We start from the raw sequence: 20231 nt of genomic DNA on the forward strand, positions 1-20231 counted from the left end.
TAAGTTGTATAAGAGCAACTTAATGTTTTTGTGTGGGGCTTTTTTGTATCCCACTGTATTGTTTATTAAGAATAAAAGTCTTGAAGAATTTCAAGGAATAAAATTGTATATATAAAATAAAATGTATTAATATGGGGGAGAGTTACATTTCAAATAACTTTATAACAAGAAAAGATATTAAATTCTTTTTAACCTTAATTTTTCTAAGTGTAATAGTGCACGTAAGGGCTCAAGTAGCAGTTACGCCTAATCCTACAGCTTTAGAAATAGCAACAGAGTTACAGTCTGCAGGAGTAGTAATAACAAACCCTGTTATCACTAGAGGCGCAACAAATCAAATAGCTCTTTTTACAAATGGAGATGGAGGAGCTAACTTAGAACTTGATAGAGGTATAGCTTTTACAACATCTAATGTTAATCAGGTTTTTGTTACAAATAATGAAACAGGGTTGTCTGTAAATGCTTCTGGAACAGATCATATAGATGCTGATTTAACAGCTATAGATTCTCAAGCAACTAGAGATGTAGTTGTTTTTGAATTTGATTTTAGAGCATTGCCAAATTATACAGGAGTTCTTTTAGAGTATCAATTTGGTTCAGAAGAATACCCAGATTATGTAGGGTCTCCTTTTAATGATGTTTTTGGTTTTTTCGTGACAGATCCATTTGGATTAGATCCAACAATACCAAATATGGCACCAGGTGCAAACTTAGCACAGGTACCCGGTACTACAAACCCAGTAGCAATTAATAACATAAATGCAGGTTTTAGAGGGTATTCAGGAGGTGGAGCAAACTATCCAGGTATTACTCCTGATTTGTCGCAAGGTGCATTATATATTAATAATGGACATGTTTTAGATAATGACGCTGACCCAAATAATGCTGGTCCTTTAAACAACAATCCTGGAGCCACTCCTATTGGTGTAGAGTTTAATGGTATTACTAGAAAACTAACAGCAAATATAAATTTGACACCAGGTATAACATACCATATGAAAATAGCTATTGCAGATGTGACCGATTCAAGTTTTGACTCAGGAGTATTTATTACAAGAGTTGGAGGTGTACCTATTATAGTTGCAGAAGATGATTTTGGAGAAATAGTAAGTACAAATGGGGGAGTAGCTGTAGCAAATGTGTTAACAAATGATACCGTAGCAGGTATAACTAATCCATCAGCATCAGGAGTAGAACTATCAGAAGTTAGTTCTGAAAACCCAGGAATAACATTAAACACAAATACAGGAGAAGTTTCTGTAGCACCTGGTGTGCCAGCTGGTGTATATGAATTAGTATATAGTTTATGTCAACCTTCAACAAATTGTGATACAGCTATAGTAACAGTAACAGTTTTAGCAGATAGTGATGGAGATAATGTTGCAGATAGAGATGATTTGGATGATGATAATGATGGTATTTTAGATACGGAGGAAAATAATTGTACAGGAACTATCAGTTATGAGTTTTATAATTCCTATCCATTATCAAATACAGTAGACGATATACCAACTACAGGGGCTTTAGCAACAGGAACAAGTACTAATTTTAATGTAGATCAACTGTGGGCGCTACATACCCCAGGGGATCATGAAACATTTAGTGTTAGATACAAAGGGTTGTTAAGAATAGATACAGATGGGGCTTATACGTTCTATACAACATCTGATGATGGGTCTAAACTGTTTATAAATGGTATAGAAGTCGTTGACAACGACGGACCACATGCAAGTCAAACACGAAGTGGTCAAATAACTCTTAAATCAGGAGTCCATGAACTCGAAGTGTTATTTTATGAAAGAACAGGAGCAGAAAATTTATCTGTAGAATATGAAGGCCCATCCATATCAAGAAGAAACTTACCATTCTCTAGATTAAGCTGTCTGTTAGATTCCGACAATGATGGGATTCCGAATCATTTAGATTTAGATAGTGATAATGATGGGTGCTTTGATGCAGTAGAAGCAAGTGAAAATGTTTCTTCTGGTCAGTTAGACGGAAATGGAAGAATAGATATAGCAGCTCAAGGAAGTATCGATAGCAATGGAGTTCCTAACCTTGTAAATGCTTCTGGAGCATCAGATATAGGAGGTGATCAAGGACAAGAGACCACAGGTAATGAAATTGTTGCTACTCAAATACAAATGGACACACAACCAAGTGATAGTACTATATGTTTAGGGAGCAATGTTACTTTTACAGCCGCAGCAAGCTCTTTAAGTACAACTACTTATACAGGAACCGCCCCAGGAACAAATCCGGATTACAGTGGTAGTACAAGTACTACAACTGGATTGGTATATCAATGGCTAGAGCAAGTAGGAGGTGTCGGAGCTTGGAATAGTATATCTAATGGAGGAATATATAGCAATGCAACTACCCCTGCATTAACCTTAACCAATCCACCAATAACAGCTTCCAATAATAAATATAGGTTAATAGTAACAAGTACACTTAACACCTGTCAGACTTTAGCTTCAGATGAAGCATCCCTTACAATTATCCCTACTTCGGTGGGAGGAAGCATTGCGGGAAGTACCAATGTTTGTACCGGAACCAATTCAACAACACTGACCCTAAGTGGACAGACAGGAAATATCATCCGTTGGGAAAGTTCTACCGATAACTTTACCACTGATACCGATATTGCAAATACCACCACGACCTTAACAGCAACCAACCTTACCACCACCACGCAATACCGTGCAATCGTACAAAGTGGTGCCTGTACTGAAGCGACTTCTGCTACAGCAACCATTACTGTAGATCCGACTTCAGTGGGAGGAAGCATTGCGGGAAGTACCAATGTGTGTACCGGAACCAATTCAACAACACTGACCCTAAGTGGACAGACAGGAAATATCATCCGTTGGGAAAGTTCTACCGATAACTTTACCACTGATACCGATATTGCCAATACCACTACGACCTTAACTGCAACCAACCTTACCACCACCACGCAATACCGTGCAATCGTACAAAGTGGTGCCTGTACTGAAGCGACTTCTGCTACAGCAACCATTACTGTAGATCCTACTTCGGTGGGAGGAAGCATTGCGGGAAGTACCAATGTGTGTACCGGAACCAATTCAACAACACTGACCCTAAGTGGACAGACAGGAAATATCATCCGTTGGGAAAGTTCTACCGATAACTTTACCACTGATACCGATATTGCAAATACCACCACGACCTTAACAGCAACCAACCTTACCACCACCACGCAATACCGTGCAATCGTACAAAGTGGTGCCTGTACTGAAGCTACTTCTGCTACAGCAACCATTACTGTAGATCCTACTTCGGTAGGAGGAAGCATTGCGGGAAGTACCAATGTGTGTACCGGAACCAATTCAACAACATTGACCCTAAGTGGACAGACAGGAAATATCATCCGTTGGGAAAGTTCTACCGATAACTTTACCACTGATACCGATATTGCCAATACCACCACGACCTTAACTGCAACCAACCTTACCACCACCACGCAATACCGTGCAATCGTACAAAGTGGTGCCTGTACTGAAGCGACTTCTGCTACAGCAACCATTACTGTAGATCCTACTTCGGTGGGAGGAAGCATTGCGGGAAGTACCAATGTGTGTACCGGAACCAATTCAACAACATTGACCCTAAGTGGACAAACAGGAAATATCATCCGTTGGGAAAGTTCTACCGATAACTTCACCACTGATACCGATATTGCCAATACCACCACGACCTTAACAGCAACCAACCTTACCACCACCACGCAATACCGTGCAATCGTACAAAGTGGTGCCTGTGCAGAAGCGACTTCTGCTACAGCAACCATTACTGTAGATCCGACTTCGGTAGGAGGAAGCATTGCGGGAAGTACCAATGTGTGTACCGGAACCAATTCAACAACATTGACCCTAAGTGGACAGACAGGAAATATAATCCGTTGGGAAAGTTCTACCGATAACTTTACCACTGATACCGATATTGCCAATACCACCACGACCTTAACAGCAACCAACCTTACCACCACCACGCAATACCGTGCAATCGTACAAAGTGGTGCCTGTACTGAAGCTACTTCTGCTACAGCAACCATTACTGTAGGAGGAGTAGTTAACTTAACTATAAATGATATTACGGCAGACAACATTGTCAATGCCTCAGAAGCAGGAACAACCATTGCAGTCACTGGAACAGTAGGCGGAGATTTCAATACCGGCGACACGGTAACCTTAGTAATCAATGGAAACAACTACACCGGTACCGTAGATGCCAGTGGAAACTACAGCATCAATGTTCCGGGGTCAGACTTAGCCGCTGACACAGACACGACAGTAGAGGCTAGTTTCCTGTCATATGCAACTTGTTCCACCAACACGAATCATGTTTATAATGTAGACACGACCGCTCCAGTTCCTACCATAAGTGTAGACAACATCACGGCAGACAACATTGTCAATGCAACAGAAGCAGGAACAACCATTGCAGTCACTGGAACAGTAGGCGGAGATTTCAATACCGGCGACACGGTAACCTTAGTAATCAATGGAAACAACTACACTGGTACCGTAGATGCCAGTGGAAACTACAGCATCAATGTACCAGGGTCAGACTTAGCTGCTGACACAGACACGACAGTAGAAGCAAGTGTAGCGACAACAGACGGATCGGGGAATGCAGGAAGTGCAAACACGAATCATGTTTATAATGTAGACACGACCGCTCCAGTTCCTACCATAAGTGTAGACAACATCACGGCAGACAACATAGTCAATGCAACAGAAGCAGGAACAACCATTGCAGTCACTGGAACGGTAGGCGGAGATTTCAATACCGGCGACACGGTAACCTTAGTAATCAATGGAAACAACTACACTGGTACCGTAGATGCCAGTGGAAACTACAGCATCAATGTACCAGGGTCAGACTTAGCTGCTGACACAGACACGACAGTAGAAGCAAGTGTAGCGACAACAGACGGATCGGGGAATGCAGGAAGTGCAAACACGAATCATGTTTATAATGTAGACACGACCGCTCCAGTTCCTACCATAAGTGTAGACAACATCACGGCAGACAACATAGTCAATGCAACAGAAGCAGGAACAACCATTGCAGTCACTGGAACGGTAGGCGGAGATTTCAATACCGGCGACACGGTAACCTTAGTAATCAATGGAAACAACTACACTGGTACCGTAGATGCCAGTGGAAACTACAGCATCAATGTACCAGGGTCAGACTTAGCTGCTGACACAGACACGACAGTAGAAGCAAGTGTAGCGACAACAGACGGATCGGGGAATGCAGGAAGTGCAAACACGAATCATGTTTATAATGTAGACACGACCGCTCCAGTTCCTACCATAAGTGTAGACAACATCACGGCAGACAACATAGTCAATGCAACAGAAGCAGGAACAACCATTGCAGTCACTGGAACGGTAGGCGGAGATTTCAATACCGGCGACACGGTAACCTTAGTAATCAATGGAAACAACTACACTGGTACCGTAGATGCCAGTGGAAACTACAGCATCAATGTACCAGGGTCAGACTTAGCTGCTGACACAGACACGACAGTAGAAGCAAGTGTAGCGACAACAGACGGATCGGGGAATGCAGGAAGTGCAAACACGAATCATGTTTATAATGTAGACACGACCGCTCCAGTTCCTACCATAAGTGTAGACAACATCACGGCAGACAACATAGTCAATGCAACAGAAGCAGGAACAACCATTGCAGTCACTGGAACGGTAGGCGGAGATTTCAATACCGGCGACACGGTAACCTTAGTAATCAATGGAAACAACTACACTGGTACCGTAGATGCCAGTGGAAACTACAGCATCAATGTACCAGGGTCAGACTTAGCTGCTGACACAGACACGACAGTAGAAGCAAGTGTAGCGACAACAGACGGATCGGGGAATGCAGGAAGTGCAAACACGAATCATGTTTATAATGTAGACACGACCGCTCCAGTTCCTACCATAAGTGTAGACAACATCACGGCAGACAACATAGTCAATGCAACAGAAGCAGGAACAACCATTGCAGTCACTGGAACGGTAGGCGGAGATTTCAATACCGGCGACACGGTAACCTTAGTAATCAATGGAAACAACTACACTGGTACCGTAGATGCCAGTGGAAACTACAGCATCAATGTACCAGGGTCAGACTTAGCTGCTGACACAGACACGACAGTAGAAGCAAGTGTAGCGACAACAGACGGATCGGGGAATGCAGGAAGTGCAAACACGAATCATGTTTATAATGTAGACACGACCGCTCCAGTTCCTACCATAAGTGTAGACAACATCACGGCAGACAACATAGTCAATGCAACAGAAGCAGGAACAACCATTGCAGTCACTGGAACGGTAGGCGGAGATTTCAATACCGGCGACACGGTAACCTTAGTAATCAATGGAAACAACTACACTGGTACTGTAGATGCCAGTGGAAACTACAGCATCAATGTACCAGGGTCAGACTTAGCTGCTGACACAGACACGACAGTAGAAGCAAGTGTAGCGACAACAGACGGATCGGGGAATGCAGGAAGTGCAAACACGAATCATGTTTATAATGTAGACACGACCGCTCCAGTTCCTACCATAAGTGTAGACAACATCACGGCAGACAACATAGTCAATGCAACAGAAGCAGGAACAACCATTGCAGTCACTGGAACGGTAGGCGGAGATTTCAATACCGGCGACACGGTAACCTTAGTAATCAATGGAAACAACTACACTGGTACCGTAGATGCCAGTGGAAACTACAGCATCAATGTACCAGGGTCAGACTTAGCTGCTGACACAGACACGACAGTAGAAGCAAGTGTAGCGACAACAGACGGATCGGGGAATGCAGGAAGTGCAAACACGAATCATGTTTATAATGTAGACACGACCGCTCCAGTTCCTACCATAAGTGTAGACAACATCACGGCAGACAACATAGTCAATGCAACAGAAGCAGGAACAACCATTGCAGTCACTGGAACGGTAGGCGGAGATTTCAATACCGGCGACACGGTAACCTTAGTAATCAATGGAAACAACTACACTGGTACTGTAGATGCCAGTGGAAACTACAGCATCAATGTACCAGGGTCAGACTTAGCTGCTGACACAGACACGACAGTAGAAGCAAGTGTAGCGACAACAGACGGATCGGGGAATGCAGGAAGTGCAAACACGAATCATGTTTATAATGTAGACACGACCGCTCCAGTTCCTACCATAAGTGTAGACAACATCACGGCAGACAACATAGTCAATGCAACAGAAGCAGGAACAACCATTGCAGTCACTGGAACGGTAGGCGGAGATTTCAATACCGGCGACACGGTAACCTTAGTAATCAATGGAAACAACTACACTGGTACCGTAGATGCCAGTGGAAACTACAGCATCAATGTACCAGGGTCAGACTTAGCTGCTGACACAGACACGACAGTAGAAGCAAGTGTAGCGACAACAGACGGATCGGGGAATGCAGGAAGTGCAAACACGAATCATGTTTATAATGTAGACACGACCGCTCCAGTTCCTACCATAAGTGTAGACAACATCACGGCAGACAACATAGTCAATGCAACAGAAGCAGGAACAACCATTGCAGTCACTGGAACGGTAGGCGGAGATTTCAATACCGGCGACACGGTAACCTTAGTAATCAATGGAAACAACTACACTGGTACCGTAGATGCCAGTGGAAACTACAGCATCAATGTACCAGGGTCAGACTTAGCTGCTGACACAGACACGACAGTAGAAGCAAGTGTAGCGACAACAGACGGATCGGGGAATGCAGGAAGTGCAAACACGAATCATGTTTATAATGTAGACACGACCGCTCCAGTTCCTACCATAAGTGTAGACAACATCACGGCAGACAACATAGTCAATGCAACAGAAGCAGGAACAACCATTGCAGTCACTGGAACGGTAGGCGGAGATTTCAATACCGGCGACACGGTAACCTTAGTAATCAATGGAAACAACTACACTGGTACCGTAGATGCCAGTGGAAACTACAGCATCAATGTACCAGGGTCAGACTTAGCTGCTGACACAGACACGACAGTAGAAGCAAGTGTAGCGACAACAGACGGATCGGGGAATGCAGGAAGTGCAAACACGAATCATGTTTATAATGTAGACACGACCGCTCCAGTTCCTACCATAAGTGTAGACAACATCACGGCAGACAACATAGTCAATGCAACAGAAGCAGGAACAACCATTGCAGTCACTGGAACGGTAGGCGGAGATTTCAATACCGGCGACACGGTAACCTTAGTAATCAATGGAAACAACTACACTGGTACCGTAGATGCCAGTGGAAACTACAGCATCAATGTACCAGGGTCAGACTTAGCTGCTGACACAGACACGACAGTAGAAGCAAGTGTAGCGACAACAGACGGATCGGGGAATGCAGGAAGTGCAAACACGAATCATGTTTATAATGTAGACACGACCGCTCCAGTTCCTACCATAAGTGTAGACAACATCACGGCAGACAACATAGTCAATGCAACAGAAGCAGGAACAACCATTGCAGTCACTGGAACGGTAGGCGGAGATTTCAATACCGGCGACACGGTAACCTTAGTAATCAATGGAAACAACTACACTGGTACCGTAGATGCCAGTGGAAACTACAGCATCAATGTACCAGGGTCAGACTTAGCTGCTGACACAGACACGACAGTAGAAGCAAGTGTAGCGACAACAGACGGATCGGGGAATGCAGGAAGTGCAAACACGAATCATGTTTATAATGTAGACACGACCGCTCCAGTTCCTACCATAAGTGTAGACAACATCACGGCAGACAACATAGTCAATGCAACAGAAGCAGGAACAACCATTGCAGTCACTGGAACGGTAGGCGGAGATTTCAATACCGGCGACACGGTAACCTTAGTAATCAATGGAAACAACTACACTGGTACTGTAGATGCCAGTGGAAACTACAGCATCAATGTACCAGGGTCAGACTTAGCTGCTGACACAGACACGACAGTAGAAGCAAGTGTAGCGACAACAGACGGATCGGGGAATGCAGGAAGTGCAAACACGAATCATGTTTATAATGTAGACACGACCGCTCCAGTTCCTACCATAAGTGTAGACAACATCACGGCAGACAACATAGTCAATGCAACAGAAGCAGGAACAACCATTGCAGTCACTGGAACGGTAGGCGGAGATTTCAATACCGGCGACACGGTAACCTTAGTAATCAATGGAAACAACTACACTGGTACCGTAGATGCCAGTGGAAACTACAGCATCAATGTACCAGGGTCAGACTTAGCTGCTGACACAGACACGACAGTAGAAGCAAGTGTAGCGACAACAGACGGATCGGGGAATGCAGGAAGTGCAAACACGAATCATGTTTATAATGTAGACACGACCGCTCCAGTTCCTACCATAAGTGTAGACAACATCACGGCAGACAACATAGTCAATGCAACAGAAGCAGGAACAACCATTGCAGTCACTGGAACGGTAGGCGGAGATTTCAATACCGGCGACACGGTAACCTTAGTAATCAATGGAAACAACTACACTGGTACTGTAGATGCCAGTGGAAACTACAGCATCAATGTACCAGGGTCAGACTTAGCTGCTGACACAGACACGACAGTAGAAGCAAGTGTAGCGACAACAGACGGATCGGGGAATGCAGGAAGTGCAAACACGAATCATGTTTATAATGTAGACACGACCGCTCCAGTTCCTACCATAAGTGTAGACAACATCACGGCAGACAACATAGTCAATGCAACAGAAGCAGGAACAACCATTGCAGTCACTGGAACGGTAGGCGGAGATTTCAATACCGGCGACACGGTAACCTTAGTAATCAATGGAAACAACTACACTGGTACTGTAGATGCCAGTGGAAACTACAGCATCAATGTACCAGGGTCAGACTTAGCTGCTGACACAGACACGACAGTAGAAGCAAGTGTAGCGACAACAGACGGATCGGGGAATGCAGGAAGTGCAAACACGAATCATGTTTATAATGTAGACACGACCGCTCCAGTTCCTACCATAAGTGTAGACAACATCACGGCAGACAACATAGTCAATGCAACAGAAGCAGGAACAACCATTGCAGTCACTGGAACGGTAGGCGGAGATTTCAATACCGGCGACACGGTAACCTTAGTAATCAATGGAAACAACTACACTGGTACCGTAGATGCCAGTGGAAACTACAGCATCAATGTACCAGGGTCAGACTTAGCTGCTGACACAGACACGACAGTAGAAGCAAGTGTAGCGACAACAGACGGATCGGGGAATGCAGGAAGTGCAAACACGAATCATGTTTATAATGTAGACACGACCGCTCCAGTTCCTACCATAAGTGTAGACAACATCACGGCAGACAACATAGTCAATGCAACAGAAGCAGGAACAACCATTGCAGTCACTGGAACAGTAGGCGGAGATTTCAATACCGGCGACACGGTAACCTTAGTAATCAATGGAAACAACTACACTGGTACCGTAGATGCCAGTGGAAACTACAGCATCAATGTACCAGGGTCAGACTTAGCTGCTGACACAGACACGACAGTAGAAGCAAGTGTAGCGACAACAGACGGATCGGGGAATGCAGGAAGTGCAAACACGAATCATGTTTATAATGTAGACACGACCGCTCCAGTTCCTACCATAAGTGTAGACAACATCACGGCAGACAACATAGTCAATGCAACAGAAGCAGGAACAACCATTGCAGTCACTGGAACGGTAGGCGGAGATTTCAATACCGGCGACACGGTAACCTTAGTAATCAATGGAAACAACTACACTGGTACCGTAGATGCCAGTGGAAACTACAGCATCAATGTACCAGGGTCAGACTTAGCTGCTGACACAGACACGACAGTAGAAGCAAGTGTAGCGACAACAGACGGATCGGGGAATGCAGGAAGTGCAAACACGAATCATGTTTATAATGTAGACACGACCGCTCCAGTTCCTACCATAAGTGTAGACAACATCACGGCAGACAACATAGTCAATGCAACAGAAGCAGGAACAACCATTGCAGTCACTGGAACGGTAGGCGGAGATTTCAATACCGGCGACACGGTAACCTTAGTAATCAATGGAAACAACTACACTGGTACCGTAGATGCCAGTGGAAACTACAGCATCAATGTACCAGGGTCAGACTTAGCTGCTGACACAGACACGACAGTAGAAGCAAGTGTAGCGACAACAGACGGATCGGGGAATGCAGGAAGTGCAAACACGAATCATGTTTATAATGTAGACACGACCGCTCCAGTTCCTACCATAAGTGTAGACAACATCACGGCAGACAACATAGTCAATGCAACAGAAGCAGGAACAACCATTGCAGTCACTGGAACGGTAGGCGGAGATTTCAATACCGGCGACACGGTAACCTTAGTAATCAATGGAAACAACTACACTGGTACCGTAGATGCCAGTGGAAACTACAGCATCAATGTACCAGGGTCAGACTTAGCTGCTGACACAGACACGACAGTAGAAGCAAGTGTAGCGACAACAGACGGATCGGGGAATGCAGGAAGTGCAAACACGAATCATGTTTATAATGTAGACACGACCGCTCCAGTTCCTACCATAAGTGTAGACAACATCACGGCAGACAACATAGTCAATGCAACAGAAGCAGGAACAACCATTGCAGTCACTGGAACGGTAGGCGGAGATTTCAATACCGGCGACACGGTAACCTTAGTAATCAATGGAAACAACTACACTGGTACCGTAGATGCCAGTGGAAACTACAGCATCAATGTACCAGGGTCAGACTTAGCTGCTGACACAGACACGACAGTAGAAGCAAGTGTAGCGACAACAGACGGATCGGGGAATGCAGGAAGTGCAAACACGAATCATGTTTATAATGTAGACACGACCGCTCCAGTTCCTACCATAAGTGTAGACAACATCACGGCAGACAACATAGTCAATGCAACAGAAGCAGGAACAACCATTGCAGTCACTGGAACGGTAGGCGGAGATTTCAATACCGGCGACACGGTAACCTTAGTAATCAATGGAAACAACTACACTGGTACCGTAGATGCCAGTGGAAACTACAGCATCAATGTACCAGGGTCAGACTTAGCTGCTGACACAGACACGACAGTAGAAGCAAGTGTAGCGACAACAGACGGATCGGGGAATGCAGGAAGTGCAAACACGAATCATGTTTATAATGTAGACACGACCGCTCCAGTTCCTACCATAAGTGTAGACAACATCACGGCAGACAACATAGTCAATGCAACAGAAGCAGGAACAACCATTGCAGTCACTGGAACGGTAGGCGGAGATTTCAATACCGGCGACACGGTAACCTTAGTAATCAATGGAAACAACTACACTGGTACCGTAGATGCCAGTGGAAACTACAGCATCAATGTACCAGGGTCAGACTTAGCTGCTGACACAGACACGACAGTAGAAGCAAGTGTAGCGACAACAGACGGATCGGGGAATGCAGGAAGTGCAAACACGAATCATGTTTATAATGTAGACACGACCGCTCCAGTTCCTACCATAAGTGTAGACAACATCACGGCAGACAACATAGTCAATGCAACAGAAGCAGGAACAACCATTGCAGTCACTGGAACGGTAGGCGGAGATTTCAATACCGGCGACACGGTAACCTTAGTAATCAATGGAAACAACTACACTGGTACCGTAGATGCCAGTGGAAACTACAGCATCAATGTACCAGGGTCAGACTTAGCTGCTGACACAGACACGACAGTAGAAGCAAGTGTAGCGACAACAGACGGATCGGGGAATGCAGGAAGTGCAAACACGAATCATGTTTATAATGTAGACACGACCGCTCCAGTTCCTACCATAAGTGTAGACAACATCACGGCAGACAACATAGTCAATGCAACAGAAGCAGGAACAACCATTGCAGTCACTGGAACGGTAGGCGGAGATTTCAATACCGGCGACACGGTAACCTTAGTAATCAATGGAAACAACTACACTGGTACCGTAGATGCCAGTGGAAACTACAGCATCAATGTACCAGGGTCAGACTTAGCTGCTGACACAGACACGACAGTAGAAGCAAGTGTAGCGACAACAGACGGATCGGGGAATGCAGGAAGTGCAAACACGAATCATGTTTATAATGTAGACACGACCGCTCCAGTTCCTACCATAAGTGTAGACAACATCACGGCAGACAACATAGTCAATGCAACAGAAGCAGGAACAACCATTGCAGTCACTGGAACGGTAGGCGGAGATTTCAATACCGGCGACACGGTAACCTTAGTAATCAATGGAAACAACTACACTGGTACCGTAGATGCCAGTGGAAACTACAGCATCAATGTACCAGGGTCAGACTTAGCTGCTGACACAGACACGACAGTAGAAGCAAGTGTAGCGACAACAGACGGATCGGGGAATGCAGGAAGTGCAAACACGAATCATGTTTATAATGTAGACACGACCGCTCCAGTTCCTACCATAAGTGTAGACAACATCACGGCAGACAACATAGTCAATGCAACAGAAGCAGGAACAACCATTGCAGTCACTGGAACGGTAGGCGGAGATTTCAATACCGGCGACACGGTAACCTTAGTAATCAATGGAAACAACTACACTGGTACCGTAGATGCCAGTGGAAACTACAGCATCAATGTACCAGGGTCAGACTTAGCTGCTGACACAGACACGACAGTAGAAGCAAGTGTAGCGACAACAGACGGATCGGGGAATGCAGGAAGTGCAAACACGAATCATGTTTATAATGTAGACACGACCGCTCCAGTTCCTACCATAAGTGTAGACAACATCACGGCAGACAACATAGTCAATGCAACAGAAGCAGGAACAACCATTGCAGTCACTGGAACGGTAGGCGGAGATTTCAATACCGGCGACACGGTAACCTTAGTAATCAATGGAAACAACTACACTGGTACCGTAGATGCCAGTGGAAACTACAGCATCAATGTACCAGGGTCAGACTTAGCTGCTGACACAGACACGACAGTAGAAGCAAGTGTAGCGACAACAGACGGATCGGGGAATGCAGGAAGTGCAAACACGAATCATGTTTATAATGTAGACACGACCGCTCCAGTTCCTACCATAAGTGTAGACAACATCACGGCAGACAACATAGTCAATGCAACAGAAGCAGGAACAACCATTGCAGTCACTGGAACGGTAGGCGGAGATTTCAATACCGGCGACACGGTAACCTTAGTAATCAATGGAAACAACTACACTGGTACCGTAGATGCCAGTGGAAACTACAGCATCAATGTACCAGGGTCAGACTTAGCTGCTGACACAGACACGACAGTAGAAGCAAGTGTAGCGACAACAGACGGATCGGGGAATGCAGGAAGTGCAAACACGAATCATGTTTATAATGTAGACACGACCGCTCCAGTTCCTACCATAAGTGTAGACAACATCACGGCAGACAACATAGTCAATGCAACAGAAGCAGGAACAACCATTGCAGTCACTGGAACAGTAGGCGGAGATTTCAATACCGGCGACACGGTAACCTTAGTAATCAATGGAAACAACTACACTGGTACCGTAGATGCCAGTGGAAACTACAGCATCAATGTACCAGGGTCAGACTTAGCTGCTGACACAGACACGACAGTAGAAGCAAGTGTAAGTTCAATTGATAGTGATGGGAATAGAGGATCTGCTTTGAATACTCATAAATACTATTTACAAGACACGGATAATGATGGCATATCAGATGTTGTAGATGTAGATGATGATAATGATGGGATTCCAGATGTTGAAGAGGGAGATGGTTTAGTAGATACTGATGGTGATGGAATTCCAGATTCATTAGACCTAGATTCTGATAATGATGGTATTAATGATGTAATAGAAGGAGGAAATGGAGATTTAGATACCAACGAAGACGGTGTTATAGACTCTGGCGATTCAGGGTATACAGATGCTAATGGAGATGGACAAGCTGATGATTCTGTAGATGATGATGAAGAGCCAGATACGGATGGCGACGGTACTCCAGATTATCAAGATTTAGATAGTGATAATGACGGTATTAATGATGTTATTGAGGGAGGAAATGAAAGTTCCGATACTAATGGTGATGGAGTTATAGATTCTAATGATATGGGAGGTTCAGATTCTGATGAAGATGGAATTTCTGATAGTATTGATGGAGATATAAATAATTTTGGTGAGGGAGGTAATGGAGATGATACTCCAGTAGATACAGATGGAGATGGTGTTCCTAACTATCAAGATTTAGATAGCGATAATGATGGAGTAAATGATGTTGTAGAAGGAGGGAATTTAGATGAAGATGGAGATGGACAAGTGGAAAACCCTTTAGATGATTCAGACGGAGATGGAATTTCTGATAGTGTTGATGGTTTAGATGGTTTTGGAGATGCTAATAATCCAGATAATAACTCTAGCCCTACAGATCCAAACGATGGAGGTAACGGAGTGATAGATGGAGAAGATACAGATGGAGATGGAATACCTGACATTATAGATGGTTTTGATGGGTTTGGGGATGCAATCAATGATGACACTTGTGTGAAAGTAAACAACTTAATGAGTCCTAATGGAGATGAAGCAAACAGTTACTTACACATTGATTGTATTGAAAATTTCCCAAATAATACTCTTGAAATTTTTAATAGATGGGGTAATACAGTATATAAAACTGAAGGATATAACAATAGTAGTGTTGTGTTTAGAGGAATTTCCGAAGGAAGAGCTAATATAAATGTAGGCGATAAATTGCCAGTTGGAACATACTTCTATATTTTAGATCTTGGAAATGGAAGTAAAGTTAAAAAAGGCTGGATTTACATTAATAGATAATCTGGATTTATAAAAAAGACTGATGAATAAAAGTATTAATCAAATGAAATTATATTTAAGTTTAATTATAATATGTACAATGAGTATTTGTATAACTACAAGTATTCATGCGCAACAAGATCCTCAGTACACACAGTATATGTACAATACAATGAATGTAAACCCTGCTTATGCAGGGTCTAGAGGGCATACAGTAATTACTGCATTAGGTAGAATGCAATGGGTAGGTTTTGAGGGAGCTCCCAATACTCAAAACTTATCATACGATACTCCTTTAGGATATTCTGGGTTAGGATTAGGGGTTAACTTAATGAATGACCAAGTAGGACCATCTAGTGAAATATATTTAGACGCTAATGTATCTTACAATATACAAACAGGTGCAGAAGGAAATTTAGCCTTTGGTTTACGTTTAGGAGGAAGGTTATTAAATATAGATTGGTCAAAAGGAACTTATAAAGATGATGAAGTTGTTTTTCAAGATAATATTAATAAGTTCTTACCAACTGTTGGAGCAGGTATTTATTATCATCAACCACAATGGTATGTTGGATTATCGGTACCTAATATTTTAAGAATGGAACATTACGATGCTGAAACTCCAGGAGAAGTAGCAGTAGAAAGAATGCACTTTTTCTTAATCGCAGGATATGTTTTCGATATAAATGAAGACTTAAAGTTTAAACCAGCAGCTTTGTTAAAAGGAGTTTCAGGGGCACCTCTATCATTAGATATTTCAGCTAATTTACTATTTAATGAGAAGTTTAGAGTTGGAGCTTCTTGGAGATGGGATGATTCTGTAAGTGCACTTTTAGGTTTTCAAGCAACAGACTCTTTACTTATAGGGTATTCATATGATTTAACAACATCAAACTATAATGTAACAAATTCTGGGACACACGAAATTATGCTACAGTATGAAATCTTTAAGGATATTAGATATAGGTCACCGAGATTCTTTTAAAAAGAGAGAAATGAAATTAAAAAAGATACTAACATTAACAATATTGTTAATGCTTACTGCAGTTGGATTTAGCCAAAGTAGAAAAGTAGCAGATCGTTATTTTGAAGAATTTTCTTATGTCCAATCGGCCAAATTATATAAAGATTTAGTATTAATTAAAGGAGATAGCTCTCAACATGTGTTAACTAGGTTAGCTGAGTCTTACTATAATAATTCAAATACAGAAGAAGCAGAAATATGGTATCAAAAACTTATTTCAAATTTTAATGAAAAAGTGGAAGAAAAACATTTGTTTAAATATGCTCAAGCTTTGAGGAGTAATGGAAAGTATAAAAAATCAGATTCTATATTTTTAAGATTAACTCAAGCACAAAAAAATAGTTTAAATGAGGAACTTAAAAAAGAAAACTATTTATTAGACTACACTAATAAAGAAAAGAGAATAGGAGTAAGAAACTTGGCTATAAATACGCCTTATTCAGAATTTGGAGGGTTTTTATTGAATGGAAAAGCATATTTCTCATCATCTGTAGCTAACGACTCAAAAAAACAAAAAATATATAAGTGGAATAATCAACCATTTTTAAATATTTATAAAGCAGAAGAAAGTATACAAACATTAGAAGGTAGTAAGCAAGACACTATCTTAGTTTTAGGTAATGTTCAAAAGCTTGGAGAGCCAATAGCTTCTGAACTTCATGAGTCTACGCCTATCTTTACAAAAGATGGAAAAACTATTTATTTTACAAGAAATAATTCTGAAGGAAAGAAAGTAAAGAGAAGTAAGAACAACATATCTAATTTAAAAATTTATAAAGCCAGTTATATTAATGGTTATTGGGTTAACGTTAAAGAGCTACCATTTAATAAAGATGAATATTCAACAGGTCATCCAGCTTTAAGTCCAGATGAAAAAACATTATACTTTGTTTCTAATATGCCTGGAGGATATGGTCAGTCTGACATTTATAAAGTAGAAATAAAAGGAAATGATGAGTATGGAGAACCAGTAAATTTAGGAAGTGATATAAATACATCAGAGAAAGAAGTCTTTCCGTATGTAGGAAATGATAATGTATTATATTTTTCATCTAACGGGCATTTAGGTTTAGGACTGCTTGATATTTTTCAAGCAAAGATTAAAGAGGATGGTACATTTTTATCACCTGAAAACTTAGGGTATCCATTCAATAGTAAAAAAGACGACTTTTCATTTTTTATAAGTGAAAATGGAAAAAGAGGTTTCTTTTCGTCAAATAGAGAAAAAGGAAAAGGAGATGATGATATTTATAGCTTCTTTATCTATACGGACCCACCAGTATGTACACAAATTGTTAAAGGAGTAATAGAAAACAATAAAACAAATACTCCGGTAGATGCGGTTGTAGTAAAACTAATTAATAAAGAAAAAGAAGTTATAGCAGAAACAATTTCTGATAGTTCAGGTAACTATACTTTTAAAGATGTGCCATGTAATAATACCTATACAGTTACAGCAACTAAATTAGATCATAGATCAAATAGAAGTATAGTTCGAACTAATAATAAGAGAAATAAAGAAATTAAAGCAAACTTAAAGTTAACACCATTAATAATAGGAAACCAAATAGTTATAAAACCTATTTATTTTGATTATGATAAGTATGATATTAGGGAGGATGCAGAGTATGAGTTAGAAAATATTGTAACAGTAATGACTAATCATCCTGAGTTAGTGATAAAAATAGAGTCACATACAGATAGTCGAGGTAGAAGAGATTACAATAGGTTTTTGTCAGATAAAAGAGCAAAATCTACGAGAGATTACATATTATCAAGAGGAATTGCAAGTAATAGGATTGAAAGTGCTATAGGTTATGGTGAAGACAACCCTTTAAATGATTGTGTAGACGGAAAAAAGTGTACTGAAGAAGAATATCAATTAAACAGACGTTCATATTTTTATATAGTAGAAGGGAGTGAATCTATAGAAATAAGACAGGAACAAGAAAAGAAAAGGATCAATAGAAGATTTACGACAAGAAAAAGTAATTTTTTAGAGTTTTTAAGCAAAAACTTAAAAAAAACTGATAGAAGCTTAAGACCAGAGGATAATAAATGTTTTAAAGAAAAAGATAGTGATTGTCAAAAGTTAAACAAAAACGTAAAATTAAACTATAAAAAATAAAATTTTATTTAAATAGTTGTAAAATCAATAAATAAAAAACTCCTTTATTTAAAGGAGTTTTTTATTTATACTGACATAATAATATATCGAAAATTAAGTTATAGAGTTACATTAACTTATTATCATTTATTATTAATTATGAAAAAATTATTTATTCCTTTAGCGGTATTGGCTTTAACAATGTCGTCTTGTGTATCAAAAAAGAAGTATGTAGAACTTGAACAAAAGTATAATGATACTAGAGGAAATTTACAAAAGACAACTCTAGAAAAAGAGCAATTAGAAGCTAAGTTTGCTAAAATAGAAAAGAGAGTTGATGATTACAATGAAAAAATTAACTCATTAAAGAGTGTAAACGAAACACTTCATGAAGAAAATAACATTAAGCTAGATATGGTTGGAAAATCAGCTGTAATCTCAAACTCTGTAAAAGAAAAAATGAGAGAAACGCTTAAAAATGTTGATCCAGCTGAGTTAGCTAATGTTAAAACGTTAAAAGACTCCATGAATGTAGCTATTGCTCACAACTTAAAAAAATCTATCAATACTTCAGAGTTAGAAAATGATGAAGATGTAAATATTGACATTGATCAAACAGTTGTGATGATTTCTGTTTCAGACAAAATGTTATTTAATACAGCTAGTTATAGAGTTAAAAAAAATGCACATAAATTAATAAAAAAATTAGCTGATGTGATTAACTCTGAACCAAGCATGGATGTTATGATAGAAGGTCATACAGACTCAAGACCTATTAGTAATGCAGTTGTACAAGATAACTGGGATTTAAGTGTTAAAAGAGCAACATCTATCGTTAGGCTTTTAGAGAAAAAATACAACGTTGATCCAAGTAGATTAATAGCTTCTGGTAGAGGTAGTTCTGTGCCACTTGTTGAAAATAACTCGGCTAGCAATAGAGCTAGAAATAGAAGAACTAGAATTGTAATTTTACCAAACTTAGATAAGTTTTTTGGTTTGTTAGCAACAGAAGAAAACATTAAGCTTTAATAAGAAAAAAAGACAAAAAAGTAAGCCAGCATTATTGCTGGCTTTTTTTATGCTCATTACTTTAATAACTTACCTAATTTAAGTTCTATTTTGATATTGTTTAGATAATCAGAGAAAGTATGAAAACCTTCATTTATGCTTTAAAACAGGTAAAAGAAAAAGGTGTATATAAAGTAAT

The 20231-nt window shown here is 41.1% G+C and carries 4 protein-coding genes; all 4 read left to right on the plus strand.

Annotation, left to right across the window (positions count from 1 at the left end; translation table 11 throughout):
* Positions 1 to 131: 131 nt before the first annotated feature.
* The 4 genes from D6200_RS01480 to D6200_RS01495 all read left to right on the plus strand — a co-directional run bounded on the left by D6200_RS01480 (position 132) and on the right by D6200_RS01495 (position 20053).
* On the plus strand, positions 132 to 15914 hold the full coding sequence (locus D6200_RS01480) for an Ig-like domain-containing protein (RefSeq protein WP_125064359.1): 15783 nt from the start codon (positions 132 to 134) through the stop codon (positions 15912 to 15914).
* Positions 15915 to 15957: 43 nt separating this feature from the next.
* Positions 15958 to 16878 (plus strand): PorP/SprF family type IX secretion system membrane protein, encoded by a 921-nt coding sequence (locus D6200_RS01485; RefSeq protein WP_073183859.1) that lies wholly within the window; start codon positions 15958 to 15960, stop codon positions 16876 to 16878.
* Positions 16879 to 16888: 10 nt separating this feature from the next.
* A complete protein-coding gene (locus tag D6200_RS01490) occupies positions 16889 to 19045 on the plus strand; it encodes an OmpA family protein (protein WP_159432121.1) in 2157 nt (718 codons plus the stop codon).
* Positions 19046 to 19183: 138 nt separating this feature from the next.
* Positions 19184 to 20053 (plus strand): OmpA family protein, encoded by an 870-nt coding sequence (locus D6200_RS01495; RefSeq protein ID WP_047789147.1) that lies wholly within the window; start codon positions 19184 to 19186, stop codon positions 20051 to 20053.
* The last annotated feature ends 178 nt before the right edge of the window (positions 20054 to 20231 follow it).

The sequence above is a fragment of the Tenacibaculum mesophilum genome (assembly GCF_003867075.1).
Lineage (GTDB): Bacteria > Bacteroidota > Bacteroidia > Flavobacteriales > Flavobacteriaceae > Polaribacter > Polaribacter mesophilus.